This window comes from Halohasta salina (genome assembly GCF_024178165.1).
GTDB lineage: Archaea > Halobacteriota > Halobacteria > Halobacteriales > Haloferacaceae > Halohasta > Halohasta salina.
The window spans coordinates 759545-780407 of the sequence record NZ_JAMZIE010000001.1 but is presented as its reverse complement, the minus strand read 5'-3'; the positions used below and the strand labels follow the sequence as shown (position 1 = coordinate 780407).

General features: G+C 63.6%; 12 protein-coding genes. 5 read left to right on the top strand and 7 right to left on the bottom strand.

Annotated features, from left to right (window positions below; all coding sequences use genetic code 11):
* Positions 1 to 46: 46 nt before the first annotated feature.
* Complete coding sequence (locus NKJ34_RS03930) at positions 47 to 1579, bottom strand: FGGY-family carbohydrate kinase (protein ID WP_253736952.1); 1533 nt, start codon at positions 1577 to 1579, stop codon at positions 47 to 49.
* Positions 1580 to 1737: 158 nt separating this feature from the next.
* Here NKJ34_RS03930 and NKJ34_RS03925 point away from each other — a divergent pair, with 158 nt between their 5' ends.
* Both NKJ34_RS03925 and NKJ34_RS03920 read left to right on the top strand, forming a co-directional pair.
* Positions 1738 to 2805, top strand: a complete 1068-nt coding sequence (locus NKJ34_RS03925; protein WP_253736951.1) for a 2-hydroxyacid dehydrogenase — start codon at positions 1738 to 1740, stop codon at positions 2803 to 2805.
* A gap of 90 nt (positions 2806 to 2895) precedes the next feature.
* Positions 2896 to 3564, top strand: coding sequence for a class II aldolase/adducin family protein (locus tag NKJ34_RS03920; RefSeq protein WP_253736950.1), 669 nt, complete (start codon positions 2896 to 2898; stop codon positions 3562 to 3564).
* 10 nt (positions 3565 to 3574) lie between these two features.
* Here NKJ34_RS03920 and NKJ34_RS03915 read toward each other — a convergent pair whose 3' ends face one another.
* Positions 3575 to 4489, bottom strand: a complete 915-nt coding sequence (locus tag NKJ34_RS03915) for an alpha/beta fold hydrolase (RefSeq protein ID WP_253736949.1) — start codon at positions 4487 to 4489, stop codon at positions 3575 to 3577.
* A gap of 83 nt (positions 4490 to 4572) precedes the next feature.
* On the opposite strand from NKJ34_RS03915, the gene NKJ34_RS03910 reads away from it, so the two are divergent.
* A complete protein-coding gene (locus NKJ34_RS03910) occupies positions 4573 to 5226 on the top strand; it encodes a helix-turn-helix domain-containing protein (RefSeq protein ID WP_253736948.1) in 654 nt (217 codons plus the stop codon).
* Between the two features lie 54 nt (positions 5227 to 5280).
* Here the strand turns inward: NKJ34_RS03910 and NKJ34_RS03905 are convergent, their stop codons facing one another.
* Positions 5281 to 15363, bottom strand: a complete 10083-nt coding sequence (locus NKJ34_RS03905) for a choice-of-anchor D domain-containing protein (RefSeq protein ID WP_253736947.1) — start codon at positions 15361 to 15363, stop codon at positions 5281 to 5283.
* A gap of 978 nt (positions 15364 to 16341) precedes the next feature.
* The gene (locus tag NKJ34_RS03900) at positions 16342 to 17256 is read right to left on the bottom strand and encodes a 1,4-dihydroxy-2-naphthoyl-CoA synthase (RefSeq protein ID WP_253736946.1); all 915 of its coding nucleotides are present in this window, start codon (positions 17254 to 17256) and stop codon (positions 16342 to 16344) included.
* 149 nt (positions 17257 to 17405) lie between these two features.
* Here NKJ34_RS03900 and NKJ34_RS03895 point away from each other — a divergent pair, with 149 nt between their 5' ends.
* Positions 17406 to 18974: a sensor histidine kinase gene (locus NKJ34_RS03895; protein WP_253736945.1), complete on the top strand. Its 1569-nt coding sequence runs from the start codon at positions 17406 to 17408 to the stop codon at positions 18972 to 18974.
* 106 nt (positions 18975 to 19080) lie between these two features.
* On the opposite strand, the gene NKJ34_RS03890 is transcribed toward NKJ34_RS03895, so the two are convergent.
* The 3 genes from NKJ34_RS03890 to NKJ34_RS03880 all read right to left on the bottom strand — a co-directional run bounded on the left by NKJ34_RS03890 (position 19081) and on the right by NKJ34_RS03880 (position 20354).
* Entirely contained in the window at positions 19081 to 19398 is a 318-nt protein-coding gene (locus NKJ34_RS03890; protein ID WP_253736944.1) for a DUF7964 domain-containing protein, read from the bottom strand.
* A gap of 122 nt (positions 19399 to 19520) precedes the next feature.
* The gene (locus tag NKJ34_RS03885; protein ID WP_253736943.1) at positions 19521 to 19973 is read right to left on the bottom strand and encodes an OsmC family protein; all 453 of its coding nucleotides are present in this window, start codon (positions 19971 to 19973) and stop codon (positions 19521 to 19523) included.
* A gap of 132 nt (positions 19974 to 20105) precedes the next feature.
* Entirely contained in the window at positions 20106 to 20354 is a 249-nt protein-coding gene (locus NKJ34_RS03880) for a DUF8015 family protein (RefSeq protein ID WP_253736942.1), read from the bottom strand.
* A gap of 127 nt (positions 20355 to 20481) precedes the next feature.
* On the opposite strand from NKJ34_RS03880, the gene NKJ34_RS03875 reads away from it, so the two are divergent.
* Complete coding sequence (locus NKJ34_RS03875; RefSeq protein ID WP_253736941.1) at positions 20482 to 20862, top strand: SHOCT domain-containing protein; 381 nt, start codon at positions 20482 to 20484, stop codon at positions 20860 to 20862.
* Position 20863 lies beyond the last annotated feature (1 nt).

Genomic DNA, 20863 nt, shown 5'->3' with positions numbered 1-20863 from the left:
GTCGACGGATTTCACTCACACTGAGTACCACCGCCACTCCCGGTGTTCAGTCGTCGGCCTCCTCCCGAAGGGCTTCGAGGTCGGCGGTGGCATCGGCCCGCTGCTGCCAGACGTCGAAGGTCGCCTTGTAGGCGTCGCGGTAGACCTGGTACCAGCGGTCGTACTGGGCGACTTTGTCGGGCTCGGGCTCGTAGGAGCGGTCGATGGTGGTGGTCCGGTCGACGGCCGACCCGAGATCGTCGTAGGCGTCGACGCCGATTCCCGCGAGGATCGCCGCCCCCTGTGCGCCGAACTCGCTGCCCTCGGGCACGTCGATCGAGGCGTCCAGCGCGTTGGCGAACATCTGACACCAGAAGTCGGAGTTCGCGCCGCCGCCGCTGAGCGACACCTCGGTCGCATCGTACGGCAAGTGCTCGTAGCAGTCCCGCATCGACAGCGAGATCCCCTCGTAGACGGCGCGAACGAGATGGGCCTGCGTGTGATCCTGTGTCAGCCCGAAGAACTGCGCGCGGGCGTTCGGATCGGCGAAGGGGGCGCGTTCGCCGGCCGAACTCAAGAAGGGGTGATACAGCACGCCGTCGGAGCCGACCGGGATGTCGCCGACGGCCATCTCGACGAGGTCGAAATCGTCGAACGCCATGATCTCTTCGAGCGCCCAATCGAGGTTTGGCGTGCCGGTCATCGACGCCATGAACCGAACCCACAGGTCGTCGACGCCGAGGCCGACGGTCATCCCCACCGGCTCGTCGCCGACGTTCGGGGCGTCCATCACCGTCTGGTTCAGCGACGTCGTGCCCACGACCGACGAGCCGTCGCCGGGTGTCACCGCGCCGCTGCCGATCGCCGAAGCAGGGACGTCGAAGAACCCCGAGACGACGGGGGTGCCCTCCGGAACGCCCGTCCGTTCGGCGGCCGCGGCGGTCACCTCGCCGACGACCTCGTCGCCGTCGTACATCGGCGGCAGCGAATCGGCGATGTATTCGAGATCGGTGAGTTCGAGCACCCGATGGTCGTATTCGAGCGTCTCGATGTCGATGTACGGCAGCGACATGTCGGTCGGATCGGAACACAGCACGTCGGTGAGCTTGTACTTGATCCAGTCTTTACACCAGAACACGGTGTCGATGGCCTCGATGGTCTCGGGTTCGTGTTCTTCGAGCCACTTGAGGATCGTGACGCTGGAGCCCGCGAAGATGCCACAGCCACAGATGTCGTAGATCGCCTCGTCGACGCCCTCTTCGGCCCAGCGGTCGACCTGTCCGGTCGCCCGGCCGTCGGACCAGAGGATCGCCGGCCGGACCGGCTCACCCTCGGCGTCGATGGCCCACACCCCATCGCCCTGTCCGGTGACACCCAGTCCGAGGATCTCGTCCTCGTCGTCGAGTTCGTCGACCACCGCCTCGAGCACGCTGGCGGTCTTCTCCCACGTCGTGTCCATATCCTGCTCGGCGTAGCCCGGTTCGGGGGTCTCGACCGCGTTGTCGAGGCTGTGTTTGTACAACTCCTCGCCGTCCAGCGAGAAGGCGACGGCCTTGATCACGGTCGTGCCAGCATCGACACCCAACAGCACTTGAGTCATAAATAGTAAATAATGATGTTTGCCCACATAGTGTTTGGCGTCTCGGAAATCCGTGTGCCGACACCAGCCTCTAAGATGGCAGACTGCGTGGAGTCAACACCGTCCCGCCGCCGTCGTTCCGACTGTGGCGCGAACGTCTATACCACCAACATATCAGTATGAAAACACTCATCACAGCCAACTTCGATCCGGACGTACTCACATCGCTCGAAGACGAGTTGGGCCTCGAGGTCGAGTACGAGCCGATCAGCGAACGTGAGGGTCGACTCTCCGAAGAGGCGTTCCGCCAGCGGCTCGATGGCGTAGAACTGCTCGTCGTCGGCTACGAGGGCGTCTCGGAGTCGGTGCTCGCCGACGCCGAAGCGTTGCGAATCATCGCCTGCCCGCGTGGGGGGCCGGACGCCAACGTCGACATCGAGGCGGCGACCGACCACGGGATTCCGGTCGTCTACACACCGGGACGCAACGCCAAGAGCGTCGGCGACTTCACGTGGGGGCAGATCCTGGCCGTCTGCCGCAACATCGCCCATGCCCACCACCTGCTGCACACCGGCAGCTACACCGGCGAGCCGCGGGCCGACGCCGCCGAGGGCGGCAGCCGCGAGGACGTGACCTGGGGGCTCGGCAAGGAGTCGCCGTATACGGTGCTCAAGGGGACCGAACTCGCCGACAAGCGGGTCGGCCTCGTCGGACTCGGCGCGGTCGGCCAGGAGGTCGCCAAGCGCGCCCAAGGGTTCGAGGTCGACCTCGTCGCCTACGACCCCTTCGTCGACGCCGACGAAATGGCCGCATACGGAGCCGAGAAGGTCGACCTCGACGTACTGCTCGAAACGAGCGACATCGTCTCGGTGCACGTGCCCGTCACCGACGCGACCCGCGGCCTGCTCGGTCCCGAGGAGTTCGATCGGATGAAACAGGGTGCCTATTTCATCAACAACGCTCGGGCAGCAGTCGTCGACAGCGACGCGCTGCTCGACGCCCTGCAGTCCGGCGACCTCCGGGGGGCAGCCCTCGATGTCTACGAGGAGGAGCCGATTCCGGACGATCATCCCCTCCTCGACCTCGACACCGTGGTGACGACGCCCCACCTCGGCGGGGCGACCGACAGCGTGATCAGCCGACACTCCGAGATGATCAAAGCCGATCTCGAAGCCCTGCTTGCCGGCGACGAGCCCGCACACATCGCCAACGAGGAGGTTCTCGAGTCGGGTTCGGTCGTCGACTAACACACAGCAGACACCACGACCCACCACCATCTGCCACAGGGTACTACCGATCTCCACCCACCACCAGAGACTACCAACGAACACATCACCATGACCGTCCCAGACACGCTCGATACTGACGAACTGCACGACAAACGACAGGCCGTAGTCGACACCGGCGTAGCGATGCTCGAACAGGGGTTGACGAAGGGTACCGGTGGCAACGTCAGCGGCCGGGTCGGCGACGAGTACGTCGCGGTCAGCCCCTCGGGAATCCCCTACGAGGAGATCGAGTCGGGGGACGTCCCGCTGGTCGACCTCGACGCATCGGTAGTCGACGGCGAGCTCGACCCCTCCGCCGAGACGCCGATGCACACGGCGGTCTACCGCCAGCGCGACGACGTCGGCGGGATCATCCACACCCACTCGCCGTACGCGAGCACCTTCGCCAGCCTCAGCGAGCCGATCGAGGCCTCACACTACCTGATCGCCTACGCCGGTGACAAGGTGCCGGTCGCACCCTACGAGACCTACGGCACCGAAGAACTGGGGGCGGTCGCGGCCGACACCCTCGGCGAGGCGTACAACGCCTGTCTGCTGGAAAACCACGGCGTCCTCACGGTTGGCGAGACCATCGAGGGGGCCTTCGAGACCGCGCTGATGGTCGAATACTGCGCCCGCATCCACTATCAGGCCCGCGCGATCGGCGAGCCGACGATCCTCCCCGACGAGGAGGTCGACCGACTCGTCGACCGGTTCGCCGGCTACCGGACGCACTGACCCCGTTAGCTCAGCGCTCTGTGGTCCGCGTTTCGAGCACGCGTCCCCGACAGTCGAGCAGCGTCGACAGATGATCGCCGTCGACGGTGAGCAGTTCGCTATCGGGCAGCCGCCGGGCGAGTTGCTGCACGCCCGCCAGCGGGACGTTCGTATCTCCCTCGCCGTGCCAGAGCCGCACTGGCCGGTCGACCGCCTCCGGCTCGAACCCCCACGGCTCGCCGAGCAGTCGGAACTCGGTGGCGACACCTGGTCGCCCGCCGCCGACTGCCGCACCGAACTCCGCGGTCAGATGGTCGAGATCACGCTCGTCGAACCGATCGATCTCCCGGTCGGTGTACTGCGAGAGGAACACCGACGACGAGAGGTGGTTGGCGACCCACGCCTGCGCGCCGAACAGCCGGCCGAACAGCCGTGGGGTCAGGGTCGCCATCGCCGCCAGCAGGCGCTGGGGAAGCGGCGTCTCGCCGATTGCCGGCGGCGTTGCCCCCGCGATCACGTCGACGCTCGTCACGCGATCGGGGTGGGTTGCGGCGACCGCCAGCGCGTGGGGGCCGCCGCCGGAGAAGCCGACCACGCCTGCCCGCTCGACACCGGCGTCGTCCAGCACTGCGGCGACGACACCGCCGATATCGGCGATCGACCGCCCGGACCACGCCGCCGAATCGCCGTAGCCGGGGCGGTCGACGGCGAGTAGTCGGACCCCCTGCTCGGCAGCCGCCGGGGCGAACAGCCCCCCAAACCGTCGGCTGCCGGGCGTCCCGTGGAGGACGACGACCGGTCGACCCGCCGGATCGCCGTACTCGGCGGTGGCGATGGTGTGGCCGTCGACCGACACGCGCGACGACTCGACCGGTTGCCCCTGTTCGTTCGCAACCGACTCGTCGGTTGCCCGCTCGACCGACCCGGCTGTCGCTGTCGCTACCATACTCGCACAGTCACACGCCGGATGTAATATTATAACTCCGCACTCATGCGGCGTTTTATATATTCTCTCCGTCGACCGGCCGTATGAAGCAGGTGACGTTCACCGCGCGCTACCCACCGGCGTTAGCCCATCCGATGCACCGGGCGCTGATCGAGAGTGAGACTCTGTCGCGGGCGGAACTGCTGATGTGGGGGCCGACCGAGGCGGTGACGACGCTGTTCTGGTACGACGGGCCGAAGGCGGCGGTGCGGGAGCTACTGGCAGCGGTCGACTCCATCGAGCGGTCGGCGCTGGTGGCGGGGGACGACGGGACCTACGGCTTTCTCGTCCAACGGGAGTACGAACTCGCCACGTCGGTCCTCGAACTCGTCGCCGAGGCCCAACTGGTCTTCCTCCCGCCGGTCACCTTTCTCGATTCCGGCCGGGTTCGGTTCCGGGCGGTTGGCGAGGGGAGCGCACTCAGCGAGTTTCATGCTGGGTTGAGCGAAGTCTTGGAGACTGGCATCGAGCGCGTCCAACCGTTCCGTCATGGATCGGTCGGTCGCAGCGAGTCAGCCGGGCGGCTCACCGACCGTCAGCGCGAGGCGCTGGAAGCGGCCGTCGACGTGGGCTACTACGACGTGCCGCGGACCGGCGATACCGCGGCGGTCGCGGCCGAACTCGACTGTGAACCGAGCACGGCGGGCGAACTGCTGCGGAAGGCTGAGGCGGCAGTGGTGGTCGACTATATCGTGTAATCGAACGGGAAAAGCACACGAAACGGAATCGATAACGAACGTCGGTGTGGCGAGCTACTCGCGGCGAACGACGGCCAGTACCGCACCGAGCACTGCTACGGCCGCGAGGATACCGACGACGAGCAGCAGCGTCGAGCTTCCGCCGGAATCGCTTCCAGTGCCGCTATCAGTAGCATCATCGGTCGTCTCGGACTGCTGACCGCCGTCGTCGGTACCGGCCGACGATTGGTCCTCCACGACCGCGAACAGCGAGAACGAGTCGGTTTTGGCCGACAGCGACACCGTGCCGTCGTCGGTCTCCTCGACGGTCGTCTCGAGCCGTTCCCAGCCGTCGTCGGCCTCGTGGACGACGAAGGCATTGTTCGGATCCTCAAGTGACTCCCGTTCGACCGTGAGTTCGACCGTGGCGGACGACTCGGTCGCCTGATCCGACGACGGCGAGATGTCGGTCACCGAAACGAGCCGCACGTTGCTCGCAGTGCTGCCATCGCCGCCGTCGCTGCTGCTACCGTCTGTCGCACCGGCAGCGGCGTCGAGATCGGCGTTCACCGACGACTCGATCCGCGACGTGAGGTCGGCGTCGGGCTGGTACTCCTTCACCGAGACGGTCCCGCTGACCGTCTCGTCGTCGAACGTGACTGCCTGCACGCTCCGGGTGTTGGCCGGTTCAACAGTCACACCCGCGCGGTCTGGATCGGTGTCGGTGATCTCGCTTTCGGACTCGGTCTCGGGTGTGAGGTCGGCGACGTCCTGGACGATGTCCGCGATGGGTGTGTCGTCCTGCTGATCGCGGGCGGTCGCTCCACCGCCACTGCCGCCGGTCGAGCCGTCGTCAGTGGTCTCGTCGTTGTTCTTGTCGTTGTTCTCATCGTTGGTTTCGGTCGTCTGCTCTGCTGTTTCCGGGTGGCCGACAGCGAACACCGAGTAGCTGTCGGTCGTCACCTCGTAGACGTAGCCACGCGTCGTCTCGTACAGCAGTTCGGTTTCGCGTGCGTCGTAGCTGTCACCGTTCTCGTGGTAGATCGTCACGTTGCCAGGGTCGACGTTGCCGCGAGCCAGTGTCGCCTTGCTGACCGCCACCTCAAACGTCGAGTCGCTGAACTTGCTCTCGTCGGCCGAAGTCGTCGCGTTGATGTACTGGACGGCGGTGACGTTGCCGTCGGCGTCGCTGTCGTTGAGCGCCTCGTCGTGGCCGACCTCGGTCGGATCGCCACCGAAGGTGTAGTTCAGCGAGTAGTCCTGCGTCGTACTCACGTTACTGTTGACACTCCGGAGCGTCGCGTTCCGGCCGCGGAAGCCGCGGTCGACGTCAACCGTCGGCTCGGTCCCCTCTGTGGGGTTGATGTACTGGACGTTGATGCTGCCGTAGGAGACGCTGTAGATCGTCTCGGTGTTCGAGAGGCCGATCTTTCGCACCGTCTCACGGCTGTCGTCGGTCTTCACCGAGAGGGTGGCGTACTTCTGATCGAACGACGAGGGCGTGAGGTTCACGTTGACCGTGACTGACTCGCCGGGTGCCAGCGAGGCTGGTGTGCTGGCTCCACTGAGCGACGCGGTGTAGTCGCCGCCGTCGGCCCCACTGACTTCGAGGTCAGTGATGTTGAGCGCGGCCGTCGCCGACGGCGTGTTCTCGACGGTCAGCTGGCCGGTCGTCGTCTGGTCGATCGGGACATCACCGAACTGGAACGTCCGTGGGACCGAGAGGCTCGGCGTGACAGCCTCGCCGTTGAGGCCGATCTCGGTTGCTGCCTCGCTGACGTCGGGATCATTGCTCGATATATTCAGCGTCGCCGCTGCTTCGAGCGGTGTGTTCTGGGCGCGACTGGTGGCGTCGTCGAGTGCCGACGGATCGAACTCCACGACGACCCGGCCGGAGTCTTCGGCTTCGACCGTCGTGTTGTCGGGCGTCTCGACGACGCTGAACGCCGCGGCGTCGGTGCCGGTCACCGAGAGGTCCGTCAGGTTGAGTTCGGCGTTCCCGGTGTTGTTGACCAAGACCTCGGCGGTCGAGGTCGTCCCGAGACGGGTCGTTCCGAAGCGGTCGGCGGCGACGGTGCCGGGCGCGTCGATGTCCGGGGCGACGACCGTCGCACCGAGCTGGCTCGTTACGTCGGCGTCGTCGGTCGGGATGACGACCCGGCTACCGAGACTACCACGGCTGAGACCGGTCGTATTAAGTTTGACCTTGAAGGTCTCGCTGTCACCGTCGCTGATCGTCGGCGTCCCGAGGCCATTGACCGAGAAGGCATCGGAGTCGACCCCGAGGACCGAGGCGTTGCCGGTCACTTCCAGCGGCGCGTTGCCGTCGTTGGTGAGCGTGAGCGTCCGATTGACGGTCTGTCCCTGTTCGACGTCACCGAAGCCGACCGCCGACTCGTTGAGTTCGGCGGCCGCGTCGGTGCCGGTGCCGTTCAGACTGATCGTCCGCGTGCTCCCGTCGGGCTCGTTGAGCGGTTCGACTTGGAGGTTCGCCTCGCTGAGGCCGGTGTCCGATGGCGAAAAGCCGACACTCACGGTCTGGCTACTGTCCGGCCCGATCCGGAGCTGGCGATCCCCGCTCAGGAGGCTGAACTCGCTGGCCCCGGTGCCGGTGATCGTCGGCTCGGCGATCGTAAGCGTCGCGTTGCCGGTGTTCCGGATCGTGACGGTGGCCTGATCGGCGCTCCCGACTCCGGTGTCGCCGAAGGCGATGTCCTCGGTCGTCACACTCAGTTCGGGCGCGACCGCGCGGCCAGTCACACTTACCGTCGGATCGGTGTCGTCGTCAGTCTCGACGGTCAGATCGGTGTCGAAGGAGCCGGTCGCCGACTGGTTGACGACAACGACGAACGTCGATTCGCCGCCGGGGACGATCCGACTCGGACCGAGCCGGTCGGCGGTGACGCCGTCGTCGGGAGTGGAGGTGCCGGTGATCTCGAAGGCTTCACCGCCGTCGTTGGAGACGGTGACCGTCCGGAACTCCTCGTCGCCGACGGTCACGGTGCCGACCGAGAGCTCGTCGGTCGAGACCGTCGGTTCGGGTGTGCTCACGATGCCGGTCAGTCCGAGCCTGCGAGTGACGGTCTTCGCACCGTCGGAACTCGACGCGGTGAGTCTCAGCGTCCCCGTCTGCTCGCCGTTGTCGGCATTGCTGGCAGGATCGAACCTCACGCGCAGAGCGTCGTTCGTACCGCTACCGAGTGTATCACCCTCAGTGAGACCGCTGGTGTCGAGGTCGAAGTTCCCACCACTGATCGAGATGTCGTCGATCGAAAGCTGGGTGCCGGCGAGCCCGACGTTCTCGACGGTCACCGAGCCGGTCGTGGTGCTGTCGGTCGTCGTCACGCCGGTCCGGAGGGTATCCTGGTTGACCTGGAGTTCACCGTAGCGGCCGGTGCCGGTCAGCGGCGTCGAAACGGTCGTGCCCTCGCCGTTGTCGGGCGTGCCGGTGACAGTCAGCGTACCGGTCTGGGTGCCGTTGGCGTCGGGTGCGAACCGAACTGTTATTTCCTCGGATTCCCCGCTCGCGATGGAACCCGGGGGGTCCGTGACGGCGAAGTCACCAGTCGCCGCCGTCTCGGAGAGCGTCAGATCGCTCTCGCCGTCGTTCTCGACCGTCAGCGTCTGCGTGGTCGTCCCACCGACGCCGACGGTGCCGAACTCCGGAGCGTCCCCACTGATCGAGAGATTGGCATCGAAGCCAGCCGCTTCGAGGGTGACGTTCTCCTCTGCGGCCGTCGCGGCGATGTCGTTGGTGTCCAGCGTGAGGTTTGCCGTCGCATTGCCCGCGGTCGCTGGCCTGAAGCCGACAGTCACGGTTCGACTGTCGTCCGTCGGCACCTCGAAGACCGACTCGCTGACGACACTGAAGTTAGCTGGCTCGGTCCCGGTGAACGCTTGGGTCAGGTTGACTGCCAGCGGTGCCGTCCCGTTGTTGTCGAGCTGGATCTCTGCAGTCGAGGTCGAGTTGATGGGTGTATCGTCGAACTCGACAGGCTGGCCCGTGGCGACCGAGAGGGCGGGGGCCTGCCCGGTCGCGTTCAGCGTCGCCGAGGTGTTGACCGAGGTGTAGCTGTCGTTCTGGATCTGCAGTGCCTCAGTCGCTACGCCCGAACTGGTGAGGTTGGCCTCGATGGTCAGCCGCTCGGAGCTACCAGGCGCGAGCGTGATCGTCTCGTCGGCGCTGTCCGAGACGTCGAACAGCGTGCGGTTGGTGGTCGTCACGTTGAGTGTCTCTTTCGTCGTTCCGGTGTTGTCGACCACGACCGTACTGGTGGCCGGCGAGCCGACGGTGACCTCGCCGAAGTCGATCTCGGACTGCCGGAGTTCGACGCTCCGTTCCTCAACCGTCCCGGCGGCGGTCAGTTGGCGATCAGAAAGCGCCGGGCTCTCGGTGGCGATCACCAACTCCGTCGAGAGCGTCCCCGTGTCACCGCTGTCGGGGGCGAACTGGATGTCGACGGTGTCGCTGGAATCACCCGGGATATCGAGATCGGTTGGGTGTCTGAACGCGTCGTTGTCGCTCGACAGCGTCGCGTTCAGCGCTGCGTTCCCATCGTTACTAATCTGGAAAGTCGTGTTCGCGCTGCTGCCCTCTTCCGCCGTAATCTCGATCGGGAGGCCAGTAATGTTGAGTTGCGGTGCGACACCGGTTCCCGAAAGCGAGACCGTCTCACCGGCGACGTCGATACTGGCGGCCGCCGAGCCGCGTTCGAACGGCTCGTAGCGAACCGACACGTTCCGCTCGGTGTTGGCCGCGACCGATTCCGGAAGCGTGTCGTCGTCGATGCTGAACTGGCTGGCGTTCGCCCCGAGCAGGTCGGCGGCACCGACCTCGACACTGGTCTCGTTGTCGTTGACGAGTGTGAGGTTCACGCGGCTGGTAGTTTCCAGCGAGGTCATCCCGAAGTCGAGACTCGTCTCGGCGACCGACAGCGTCGGTGCTGCGACGGAGATCGACACGGAGTCCGAGACGTAGGCGGTGGTCGTCGAGTTCTTCGTCGCCGTCGCGGTCGACTCGCCGACCGTCTCGATCCGAACGGTGGCGTTGCCGTCGGCACCCGTCTGAGCGGTCGTGTCCGGAAGCCGGATCGTCGCGTTCACCGGCGCTCCGTCGTCGTCAGTGACGTTGAACCGGACGGGGTCGCCAGCAACGATCGAGGTCGTGTTGGCGGTCAGCGTGAGGTTTGTCGTGGTCCCGTTCCCACGGAGAGTGATGTCGGACGGGGAGAGTGCCGGGTCACTGGTCGTGAGGTTCAGCGTCGCGTTCGAGCTGGTTCGAGTGAACGGCTCGAAGGCTACCTCGATGGTCCGGTTGGTTTCGGCCGGGATCTCGCCAGTGATCGCCGACTCGTCGATGGCGAACTGGTCGGAACCGTTGCCGGTCAGCGTCGCCGACTCGACGGTGATCGGCGTCGAGGCGTTGTTCGTCACGTTCAGCTGGGCAACCGATGTGTTGACCAGCGTGACGTCACCGAAGTCGATGGCCGTTCGGTCGACTGTGAGCGGTGGCACCGTGACATCGATGGGTGCGCTCGCGATCACGCCCGCGTAGCCCGCAGTCACGTTCGCCGAGCCAGCGCCCTGACCGGAGACGGTGCCGGTGGCGTTGTCGGCGGTGACGACGTCCCGGTCACTGGATTCGAGTGCCACCAGCGAGGTCACGTCCTGTGTCGAGCCGTTTGTCAGTTCCGCGGTCACCGTCACCGAGGTCTCGGCGTCCGATTGGATGACGTCTTGGCCAAGCGTGACGTCCAGCGATGTGGGTTCCGCCGGCCCGACGGTGATCTCCGTCGTGGCATTGATGCCGTCGTAGCTGGCGTTCAGCAGCGCCGTTCCCTGACCGACTGCGGAGACCACGCCGGTAGCGTTGTCGACGGTGACGACCGTCCCGTCGCTGCTGGTGAGGGTCGCCGCGGTCGTCACGTCTTCGGTGGTCCCGTCGGCCAACGTCGCCGTCGCGGTCAGATTGGTGCTGGTTCCGTTGGGGGCCTGAGTCTCGTCGAGCGTGAGCTCGAGTGCCTCCGTCGAGTCGGCGACGCTGATGTTGGCGAAGCTAATGGTGGCGTCTTCGATCAACGAGTCGTCGGGATCGGTGGTCCCCTCCCGGCGGAGGTCAGTCACCGAGACGTTGTACGTGCCCGAATTGTTCGGGGCCGTCGCGTTCACCGATGCCGAGACCGTTAGCGTGCCGTCGGTGATGTTCGTGTCGGTGTAATTGATCGTGAGATCTTCGTCGTCGGTATCGTCGGTCGGATCGTCACCGAGGTCGAGATCGAACGCCTCGAAGCCGACGTCGACCTCACCCGACTCGTCGGTGAGTGAGGTGTTCTCGATAGTGACGTCGACGTCGTAGCGCTGTGTGTCGTTGGCGCTCGCCGTCGTTGGCGTCACCGACGAGGCGGTCTCGTTGACGACCGGTTTCGGTGGCTCAGCGACAGTGATCGTCTCGATGGTGACGTTTGCGTCCGCGATCGGATCACTGTCGTCTTCCGGGCGCAGATCGGTGACGTTGATCTGATACTTGCCCGGAGTTACTGGCGCAGTTGCGTTCACCGTTCCCGAGACGTTCAGCGTCCCGTCGTTGATATCTGCGCTGGTATAGTTGATCGAAAGGTCTTCTTCGGCCGTATCGTCGGTCGAATCGTCCTCTGGCAGATCGAGATCGAAGCCGTCGAACGCGACGTCGACATCACCCTCCTCGTAGAGGTCGGAAGCGTTCTCGATGACGACATCGACCGTGTACTCGTCGGTGGTGTTTGCGGTCACGTTCGTCGGAGCCACTGTCGAGGCGTTCCGGTTGACCACCGGCTCGGCCGGCTCGCTGACGTCGATCGTATCGATCGTCATACTAGCGTTCTCGACCGGTCCCTCGTCGGGTCCGTCGACCCAGATCTCTTCGAGATTGACCGCGTACGTGCCCGCGGTTGCCGGTGCGGTCGCGTTCACCGTCCCCGAGACGTTGAGTGTGCCCTCGGTGATGTCGCTCTCGGTGTAGTTGATCTGCAACTCGTCGTCGGTTGTTTCGAGTGTGAAGTTCTCGAAGCCGACGTCGACCTGTCCTGACTCGTCGGTCAGGGTCGTGTTGTCGACAGTGACATTGACCGTGTACTCCTCGGTCTCGTTGGCCGTAACTGTCGGCGGCGTCACCGACGATTCCGTCTCGTTGATGACTGGGTCAGGCACCTCGCCGACCTCGATTCGACCGACCGTGTTGTTGGAATCGAGGCTCTGTTCGGAGGTGGTGTTTTCGATCCGGAGGGTCGTCGCGTTGACCGCATAGGTGCCCGCCGTGGCGGGTGCGGTCGCATTCACCGACCCAGTGATGTCGAGCGTCCCGTTGTCGATGTCCGTGCCGGTGTAGTCGATCGTCAGATTGTCGCCCGTATCGAGCGTGAAGCTCTCGAAGGCGACGTCGACCTCGCCGTGTTCGTCGGTCAGCGAGGTGTTGTCGATGACGACGTCGACGGTGTAGGGCTCGGTCTCGTTGACCGTCGTAGCGTTCGGTGCGACCGACGAGACCGTCGTGTTGATGACCGGCGCACTGCCGCCACCGGCGCCACTCCCATCGTCATCCGTTGAATCTGAAACCTCGATATCTTCGAACGTGATGTTCCCATCTTCGATCAGGTAGTCGTTGCTCTCAGTCCGGAGGTCCGTCACGTTGACATCGTAGAAGCCGGTCGTGTTCGGAGCGGTCACAGCCACCGACTCGGTAACGTTGAGAGTCCCATTCGAAATATTGGCATCGGTGTAGCCGATCGTCAGATCATCTTCGCCGGTCCCGAAGCTGAAGTTCTCGAAGGAAACGTCGACCTCGCCGGACTCGTCGGTCAGCGAAGTGTTGTCGATGACGACGTCGACGGTGTACTCTTCTGTCTCGTTGGCTGTGGCTTTCGTCGGCGTGATCGACGATGCACTCACGTTGACGACTGGACCAGCGAACGAACCGTCGGAATCAGTAGCTAGTCGAGCGAGAACGGGGTACTCGTTTGCTTCGACCTCCCACGTCTCGACGAAATCGAACGCAGTCATATTGGTCAGTGCTGCATCGCCGACCATCTGAGACGTGCTGAGTCCCGTTCCACCGACCGAGGAGGCTTGGTTCGTCGCCGCCTCGTCCCAGTAGGAACCGGTCACAGTGCTGCCGGACCCCTCACCGACGAGACCACCGACAGCAGTAGTGCCAGTAACGTCTGCGGTAGCGAACGTCTCGTTGACCTCCGCACCGTTGTTCAACCCGACGAGTCCGCCCACGCTCTCGGAGCCGCTAACGGCACCTCTGGCCGACGTGTTACTGATCGTCGCATCGTTGTTGAGTCCGACGAGCCCACCTACGTGTTCGCTCCCGTTCGTGTAGCTATTGGCGGCTGATTGGTTGATCGTAGCGTTCAACAGGTTGTTTCCGACGAGTCCGCCCACGTTTCGGAAACCGTCAATGCTGCTGTTTGCCGATGTAGTGCTGATCGAGCCCTCGTTTCGTCCGACAACGCCGCCGATGTTCAGTGTCCCGTTAACAGTCGTGGTCGACGCTGACTCAGTGATCGTCCCGGTATTTCGTCCGACGAGGCCACCGACTTCTTCGGTCGCATTCACCGACCCAGTAGCGACTGCGTCGGTCACTGTGCCGTTGTTGATTCCAGCGAGGCCGCCGACGCTGAAGTTGCCGCCACGTATCTCAGCGTCGTCTATGACTACATCTCGAACCAGTCCATCGGAGCCAACATATCCGAACAGTCCGACGTTGTCAGTCGTCGATCGATCGATACTGAGCCCGGTTATCACGTTCCCTTCGCCGTCGAGCCGGCCGGTGAATTGGCTGTTTTCGTCGGTCCCGATCGGGGAGAATCCGGAGCCGCCGTTCCACTCGGCGGTCCCACTCGCATCAACAGTGGCTCCCAGTTCGTAGTGGGCAGTCAGATCGTCTTCGATCGCCTGTAACTCGGAGGCGTTCTCGATAATGTAGGGGTCGGTCTCTGTCCCACTCCCAGGTAACGTAGTGACGTCGACATCAACGAACCCGGTGCTTTCGTTGATGCTAGTCTCGACTGTCGTCAGATCGCTATCGGTGTAGTACGGTGCGACGATCAGGTTCCCAACTGCCGCACCACCCGAGCCGTCGAAATCACCGCTTGGCCCATCGGAGGCACCCCAGTAGTTGTACGAGGCATTACCAGTGAGGACGGCATCAGATGCATTGACTGCCTCACCACTTCCATCCGACAGTATCGATTGAGTTATTTTCCAGTTACCCGCTGTATTTTCTGCTTCAATCGATTCGTTTGCACTCTCTTCAACCGTGGAGTCGGTGACTGTCCAGTTAGCACTGCTGTTGTAGAACGTCACTCCGTGGTTTCCTGTATCACGGATGGTCACATTTTGGGCGATTTGCGTGCCGGTCGCATTACCATCACCCGCGGTTATCCCATCAGTACCTACCTGTGTGACCGTCGTGTTTTCCATCACCCAACTCCCAGTATCGTATAGATTGATTCCATTCCCTCCGATGTCGTTGATCACAACATCCTGGATGCGACCATTATCGGTCCGATAGGCGTCAAGTCCCTCCACTGAAACGTTTTGGATACTCGTTGACCGAATCGTCCAATTTCCATTCGAGTAGTCAACAGAGATCCCCCGATAGCTACTATTTCGAACACTGACGTTTTCGACTGTCCAATCACCGGTGCTCTCGAAAGCTTCAACACCGTACTCGCCACTGTTTACGAAGTTAGAGTTGCGTATCCGCCAGTTACCAGTTGTATCAGTGGCAGCAACACCAGCTTCTCCGACCTCGGTAACTGTCGTGTCTTGCACCTGCCAATTACTACTAGAATTGTATGCATCGATACCATCATCGGTCACGTTTTCGATTATAGTGTTTTGAATCAGCCAGTCGCCATCAGAATTGTACGTATCGATACCATCCTCGCTTGTGTTTTTGATAGTCGTGTCGCGTATTTCCCATTGACCCGTCGTATTCGAGGCTGACACAGCCTCGTTTACATCCCGAATTGTCACGCCCGTAATAACGTGTTCCCCGCTGGCTTCGTAAGAAGTAATAGCGGTATCCGCCGCCTCAATTGTGGTGTTGCTGAGCGTCCAGTTACCCGGCGTCCCGGAAGCGAGAACTCCGTACGTGTTATCAGTGACTGTCATATTTCGAGCTACCCAGTCACCTTCTGAGGCACCGGCACTCAGCCCCCACTTCCAGCCAGTCACCGTAAACCCGGCTATCTCGGGTGTGGCAGCATTGATGACTTGGAGGCCTGCGTTATTACTCTCTGTCGAGGTATTCGAAATCGTCGCACCACTGGGAGCAACGAGAGTGACGTTCTTATCGATTTGAACAGACTCGTTGTACACCCCGGACTGCACTTCGATCCGGTCGGTATCGTTTGCGTTATTGACTGCAGTCTGAATCGACGTGTAATCTCCCGAACTATCTTCAGCAACAGTGATGTCGGGCGTCTGTTGTGCGGCCGTGCTCCCAGCAAATACGAAGCCGAGTGCCAGCACTGCAACGAGAACGATCGAGACGAGAAGAACCCGAGATTGTGCGCGGCGGTCCATCTCAGATCACCCTCACTCTGGCTGTCCCGTTCGGAAAACGATTCTGTCTCCACGACGCTGTTCGCTGTCGATCTGTATGTTGTGTTCCGTCTACCATGTGTTCCCCCAGAACTGGCTGCGATCACTACGACATCCGGAATCGGGCGTCGAACCGCCAGCCGTTCCCGGTCTCTCCGAACAATCGACTCCGTCGTAGTGAACGTACAGCATTGCTGAATGTATTTCCAATAGATAAATTCAGTCATTAAATTCCTATCGGTTCGGTCAATGTATTAGTATATTCTCCGCGTGGAACGGTCGTTCGATTGTTTTCAACAACAGAGAGCAACATATTAGTTAATAGTAACAACAGAACCGATGAATAGTCATAGCACGATCTGCAAGCAGGCGTCCGCCTCTTTGGCGTCGTCTACAACGGTCTATTGACGAACCAGCCGTTAGTCTGCTGAACACGAACTTGACGTTCCTGTTGCGGCCGGGCTTCCAGAGTAGCCCTGTTGGGCGACCCCCACCGTCCCGTGCTGTCGACCCAGAAATCGTCCAGCGAGCCGCGTCGACCGCCGCTCAGTAGTGCCACGGGAACTGCCGGAAGTCGGGCTCGCGGCCCTCCAAGAAGGCGTCCCGTCCCTCTTTGGCCTCGTCGGTCATGTAGGCCAAGCGGGTGGCCTCGCCGGCGAAGACCTGCTGGCCGACCATCCCGTCGTCGGTCGCATTGAATGCGAACTTTAACATTCGCATCGCGGTCGGACTCTTCCGGGTCATCTCGTCGGCCCACTCTAAAGCCACGTCTTCGAGCTCCTCGTGGGGAATCGCTTCGTTGGCCATCCCCATGTCGACGGCCTCCGCTGCGGAGTAGGTCTTCCCGCGGAAGAAGACCTCACGGGCCTTCTTCTGGCCGACCTGCTTGGCGAGATACGCCGAACCGAACCCGCCGTCGAAGGAGGCCACGTCGGGGTCTGTCTGGAGGAACTTGGCGTGTTCGTCGGAGGCCAGCGTCAGATCACAGATCACGTGTAGCGAGTGGCCGCCACCGACCGCCCATCCCGGCACGACCGCGACGACTGGTTTGGGCATCGTCCGAATGAGGCGCTGGACTTCGAGAATGTGGAGTCGACCCGCCTTGGCCTCCCGCACAGCGGGATCGTCGTCCGCGGCGGCCGCGTCGTCGGCGCGATACTCGTAGCCCGACTCGCCGCGGACCGACTGGTCGCCGCCCGAGCAGAAGGCCCAGCCGCCGTCCTTCTCGGAGGGGCCGTTGCCAGTGAGGAGAACACAGCCGATGGTGGCCTGTTTGCGTGCGTGATTGAGGGCGGTGTACAGTTCGTCGACCGTCCCCGGGCGGAAGGCGTTCCGTACCTCGGGACGGTCGAAGGCGATCCTGACGGCGGGGACGTCGGTTCCGCGGTGGTAGGTGATATCGTCGAAGTCGAAGGCCTCGACCGGCTCCCAGCGGTCGGGGTCGAACAGTTCCGAAACCATACCGGAGCGAGGGTCGGAGCCGATAAAAAGCCAGCCGAAACACCGCGTCTCAGCGGCTGTCGGTTGAGACGAAACGACCCCAACCGGTTACCGCCGCTCCGACCACAACAATAACAGTACCAAGGTGCATACGTCTGATAATGGTTGCTATGCGGGGGACGTTCGATCGGCAGACTGCGTATTCGCAGCTCTACGAGGTCATGCAGACCGACCGTCCACTGAAAGACCGACTGCAGGACGCCCTCGAAGTCGGCGTTTCGCAGTTCGGCGTCGACGCGGGGATCGTCACCAAGATCGATCAGGAGACCGACGACTGGGAGGTACGGATCAGCACGGATACCGGGGACGCCCCCGATCCGACCGGGCTCAAGCGGGATCTCAGCACCACGTTCTGTCTGCGGACGGTCCAGGAGGAAGGGGTCGTCGCGTTTGCGGACGTCGCCGACGTGGGGCTCGAAGACAGCACGGATGCTGTCGAATACGGGATCCACTGTTACCACGGCGCGCCGATCATGGTCGACAACGAGCCGTACGGGACGGTCTGTTTCACCGCCCAGAACGCGCGTGCAGAGCCGTTTTCCGAGGCCGAAAAGTCCTTCAGCCATCTGATCGCACAGATGGCTGGCTACGAGATCGAACAACAGCAGTACGAGGCCGAACTCGCCGAGCGGGCGGCCGAACTCGACGAACGGGCCGAGATCTATCGAGCGGTCATCGACGCCAGTTTCGATCTGGTCTTTCGCCTCGATCTCGACGGCCGGTTCATCTACACCTCCCCGTCGGTCGTCGACCTGCTCGGCTACGAACACGAGGAACTCGATGGGCGATCGGTCGCGACGGTCCAAGTCGATGCGGAGACGACCGAACGCGCGTGGGAACTGTTCGACCGCGTCCTCTCCGGCGAGACGATCGAGGAACACTACTTCCCGGTCGAAACGAAGGCGGGCGATATCATCTACGTCGACCTCCGAGCGACGCCGATCTACGACAGCAGAGTGCCGGCCGACCAGCGCACGCCGGAGGATATCGTCGCCGTCCAAGCGATGAGTCGGGACGCAACCGACCGTAAGCGCCGGGATGGACTGATCAGCGTCATCAACCGCGTGCTCCGGCACAACCTGCGCAACGATGTCGGCGTCATCAACGGCTACGCCGAGATGCTCGAAGACGAACTGGAGGGCCAACAGGAGACGCTGGCCAAGCGCGTTCGGACGACCTCCGACCGGCTGCTGGACCTCAGCGAGACGGCCCAGAAGCTCGAAGAGACACTCGATAGCCCCATCGAGCGGCAGCCGCTCGATCTCCGCCCGCTGGCCGATCGGGTTGCCGACCAACTCGGTGGGGCGTATCCCGACGCCTCGATTACAGTCGCCGGCCCGGAGACGGCCGTCGTCGACAGCGCCCCACGGCTCGAAACGGCGCTCTGGGAGCTGGTCGACAACGCCGCCAAACACGCCGGCGAGGCCCCGAGAATCGAGATCGAAATCGCGGACACCGAAACCCACTACGAGCTGTCGGTCCGTGACGACGGGCCGGGGCTCCCCGAATTGGAGCGGTCGGTACTGCAGTCCGGCGAGGAGACCCCACTGGTCCACGGGCGAGGATTGGGGCTGTGGCTGGTCTACTGGATCGTCACCGGCGTCGACGGAACGGTGACCGTCGCCGACCCACACCGGCCGGGGACGACGATCGAACTCCGACTGCCGACCGCGGAGTAACCCCGTTTACCGGCCGCGCCGCACCCCAGAGCCGAGCCCTGCGCCGCGGACACAGCGGCGGCTCACGACGGCCGTCTCTGCGGTCCCTCGCGGGACGACGCTTCGATCACTCCTCTGGCGCGTCGACCAGCGAGGAGTCTCCTTGTCCGGCAACCATCGCCTCTTCGAGTACGTCGCTCGGGTCGCGGTCGGTCCCGTCGATGCGGTGGTCGACGGTCCACCCCTCGCCGTCAGTGTAGCTGGCGACGACGGCGACCGAGTCGGTCTGGATGACCACACGGTCGGAGAGCTCTTGGCCGTCGTGGGCCTCGGAGATCAGCGGGATCGCCGTGCGGATAGCGTCGCTGGCTTCGAGATCGGACAGCGCGGCCGTCGTCACTGGACTGTCGGGGAACGATTCGAGGAGTGTGCCATCGGCGGTCATACCGGCACCGACGACCGTGGGCCACTCAAACGACTCGGTCTGGAGCCACCGTGGGCTATCGACGGGGCTCGGGCGGGCAGTTCGCGGCGGAAGAAACGGTGTGGCTGGGTCGACCGGCAGGCTCAGACCGCGTCGATGGTGACGTCGGCCGGCGTCGCGTCCATGATGTTGTCGCCGACTGGACAGCGGGCTTCGACCTCCTCGAGGACGGCACCGAGCGTCTCGTCGTCTGCGTCGGTCCCGGCGGCCAGTTCGACGCGGATCTCCTGGAAGCCCGCGCGGGGCTCGTCGGCCATCCCCATGAACTTCCGGGGGTCGAGATCGCCTTCGATCTCGATGTCGAGGCCGGTGAGTTCGACGTCGTGTTCGTCGCAGACTTCCTGTGCGACGACGTTCAGACAGCCCGCCCAGGCGCCGAGCAGGTACTCGACGGGGTTGGGGCCCTCGTTGGTGCCGCCGAGCTGGTCGGGCTCGTCGACGACGAACTCGAAGTCACGGACCGAGACGGTCGTCTTCGTCTCCGTGTCGCCCGTCGCCGATACCGAAAACTGGTGCATGTGATCTGATTCGCTCATACACGTGATTCGTACCACGGTGGGTATCAAGTTTGTGCGTTTTCTCATCGGTTGATCTCAACACTACCACCATGTCATGCCCCGAACCGTCACCCGCCGGTCGACACACCCCACCCGACACTCGCCGTCGACTCACCCAATAACCCCGATCCCCAACGCGACGACGCCGAGGTGCCACACGGCCACCGGCACGATCATGGCGGGGTCGGTCCGCGGCAGCGGCGGGTTCCGGACGATGGCGTCGTAGAGGAACAGCGTCGCCACGAGCGTGCCGGCGAAGAGCCCGGTCTGCAGCCCGACACCCACAACGGCGCTCACCACCGCACCCAGCAGGACGCTGCCGACGATCCCCGCCAGCACCCAGTCGTAGTAGTCGACCATTGCTAATCGCTATCAGTACCCACGCAGTGGCCGAATAGCTATGGACTCGCCCGACGGCTGACCACTCGACAGCGACCGACCGGTCACCAGTGGACTCATTTGGCGGCGGTCCTAACACTACTCCGACATGCCAGTCGACCCGGAGGAGGGCCTCGTGACCGACCTGATGTTCGGCCTGATGATCGCCTTCGGCGCGGACATTATCCTCATCGTGGGGGCGCTGTGGCTCATCGGCACCACCTCGACGCTGACGTTCCTGACCACCACCGGCCTGATCGTCGGGGCCTTCGCGGCGTGGATCGGCTGGCGCTGGCGCGCGATCCGACGCATCGAGTCGGCCGCCGACCCCGAGCGCGCACCGCTCGACGAACTCAAACACCAGTATGCCGCGGGTGAGATCGACGAGGCGACCTTCGAGCGCAAACTCGACGCCCTCGTCGACAGCGAGGAGCGAGCCGTGCGAGCCGACGGCGAGACCACCGAGCTCGCCGCCGGCCGTTCCGAGTAGC

Coding starts and splice junctions, on each gene's coding strand:
- NKJ34_RS03930 (WP_253736952.1), bottom strand. CDS start 1,579: ATGACTCAAGTGCTGTTGGGTGTCGATGCTGGCACGACCGTGATCAAG.
- NKJ34_RS03925 (WP_253736951.1), top strand. CDS start 1,738: ATGAAAACACTCATCACAGCCAACTTCGATCCGGACGTACTCACATCG.
- NKJ34_RS03920 (WP_253736950.1), top strand. CDS start 2,896: ATGACCGTCCCAGACACGCTCGATACTGACGAACTGCACGACAAACGA.
- NKJ34_RS03915 (WP_253736949.1), bottom strand. CDS start 4,489: ATGGTAGCGACAGCGACAGCCGGGTCGGTCGAGCGGGCAACCGACGAG.
- NKJ34_RS03910 (WP_253736948.1), top strand. CDS start 4,573: ATGAAGCAGGTGACGTTCACCGCGCGCTACCCACCGGCGTTAGCCCAT.
- NKJ34_RS03905 (WP_253736947.1), bottom strand. CDS start 15,363: ATGACAGTCACTGATAACACGTACGGAGTTCTCGCTTCCGGGACGCCG.
- NKJ34_RS03900 (WP_253736946.1), bottom strand. CDS start 17,256: ATGGTTTCGGAACTGTTCGACCCCGACCGCTGGGAGCCGGTCGAGGCC.
- NKJ34_RS03895 (WP_253736945.1), top strand. CDS start 17,406: ATGCGGGGGACGTTCGATCGGCAGACTGCGTATTCGCAGCTCTACGAG.
- NKJ34_RS03890 (WP_253736944.1), bottom strand. CDS start 19,398: ATGACCGCCGATGGCACACTCCTCGAATCGTTCCCCGACAGTCCAGTG.
- NKJ34_RS03885 (WP_253736943.1), bottom strand. CDS start 19,973: ATGAGCGAATCAGATCACATGCACCAGTTTTCGGTATCGGCGACGGGC.
- NKJ34_RS03880 (WP_253736942.1), bottom strand. CDS start 20,354: ATGGTCGACTACTACGACTGGGTGCTGGCGGGGATCGTCGGCAGCGTC.
- NKJ34_RS03875 (WP_253736941.1), top strand. CDS start 20,482: ATGCCAGTCGACCCGGAGGAGGGCCTCGTGACCGACCTGATGTTCGGC.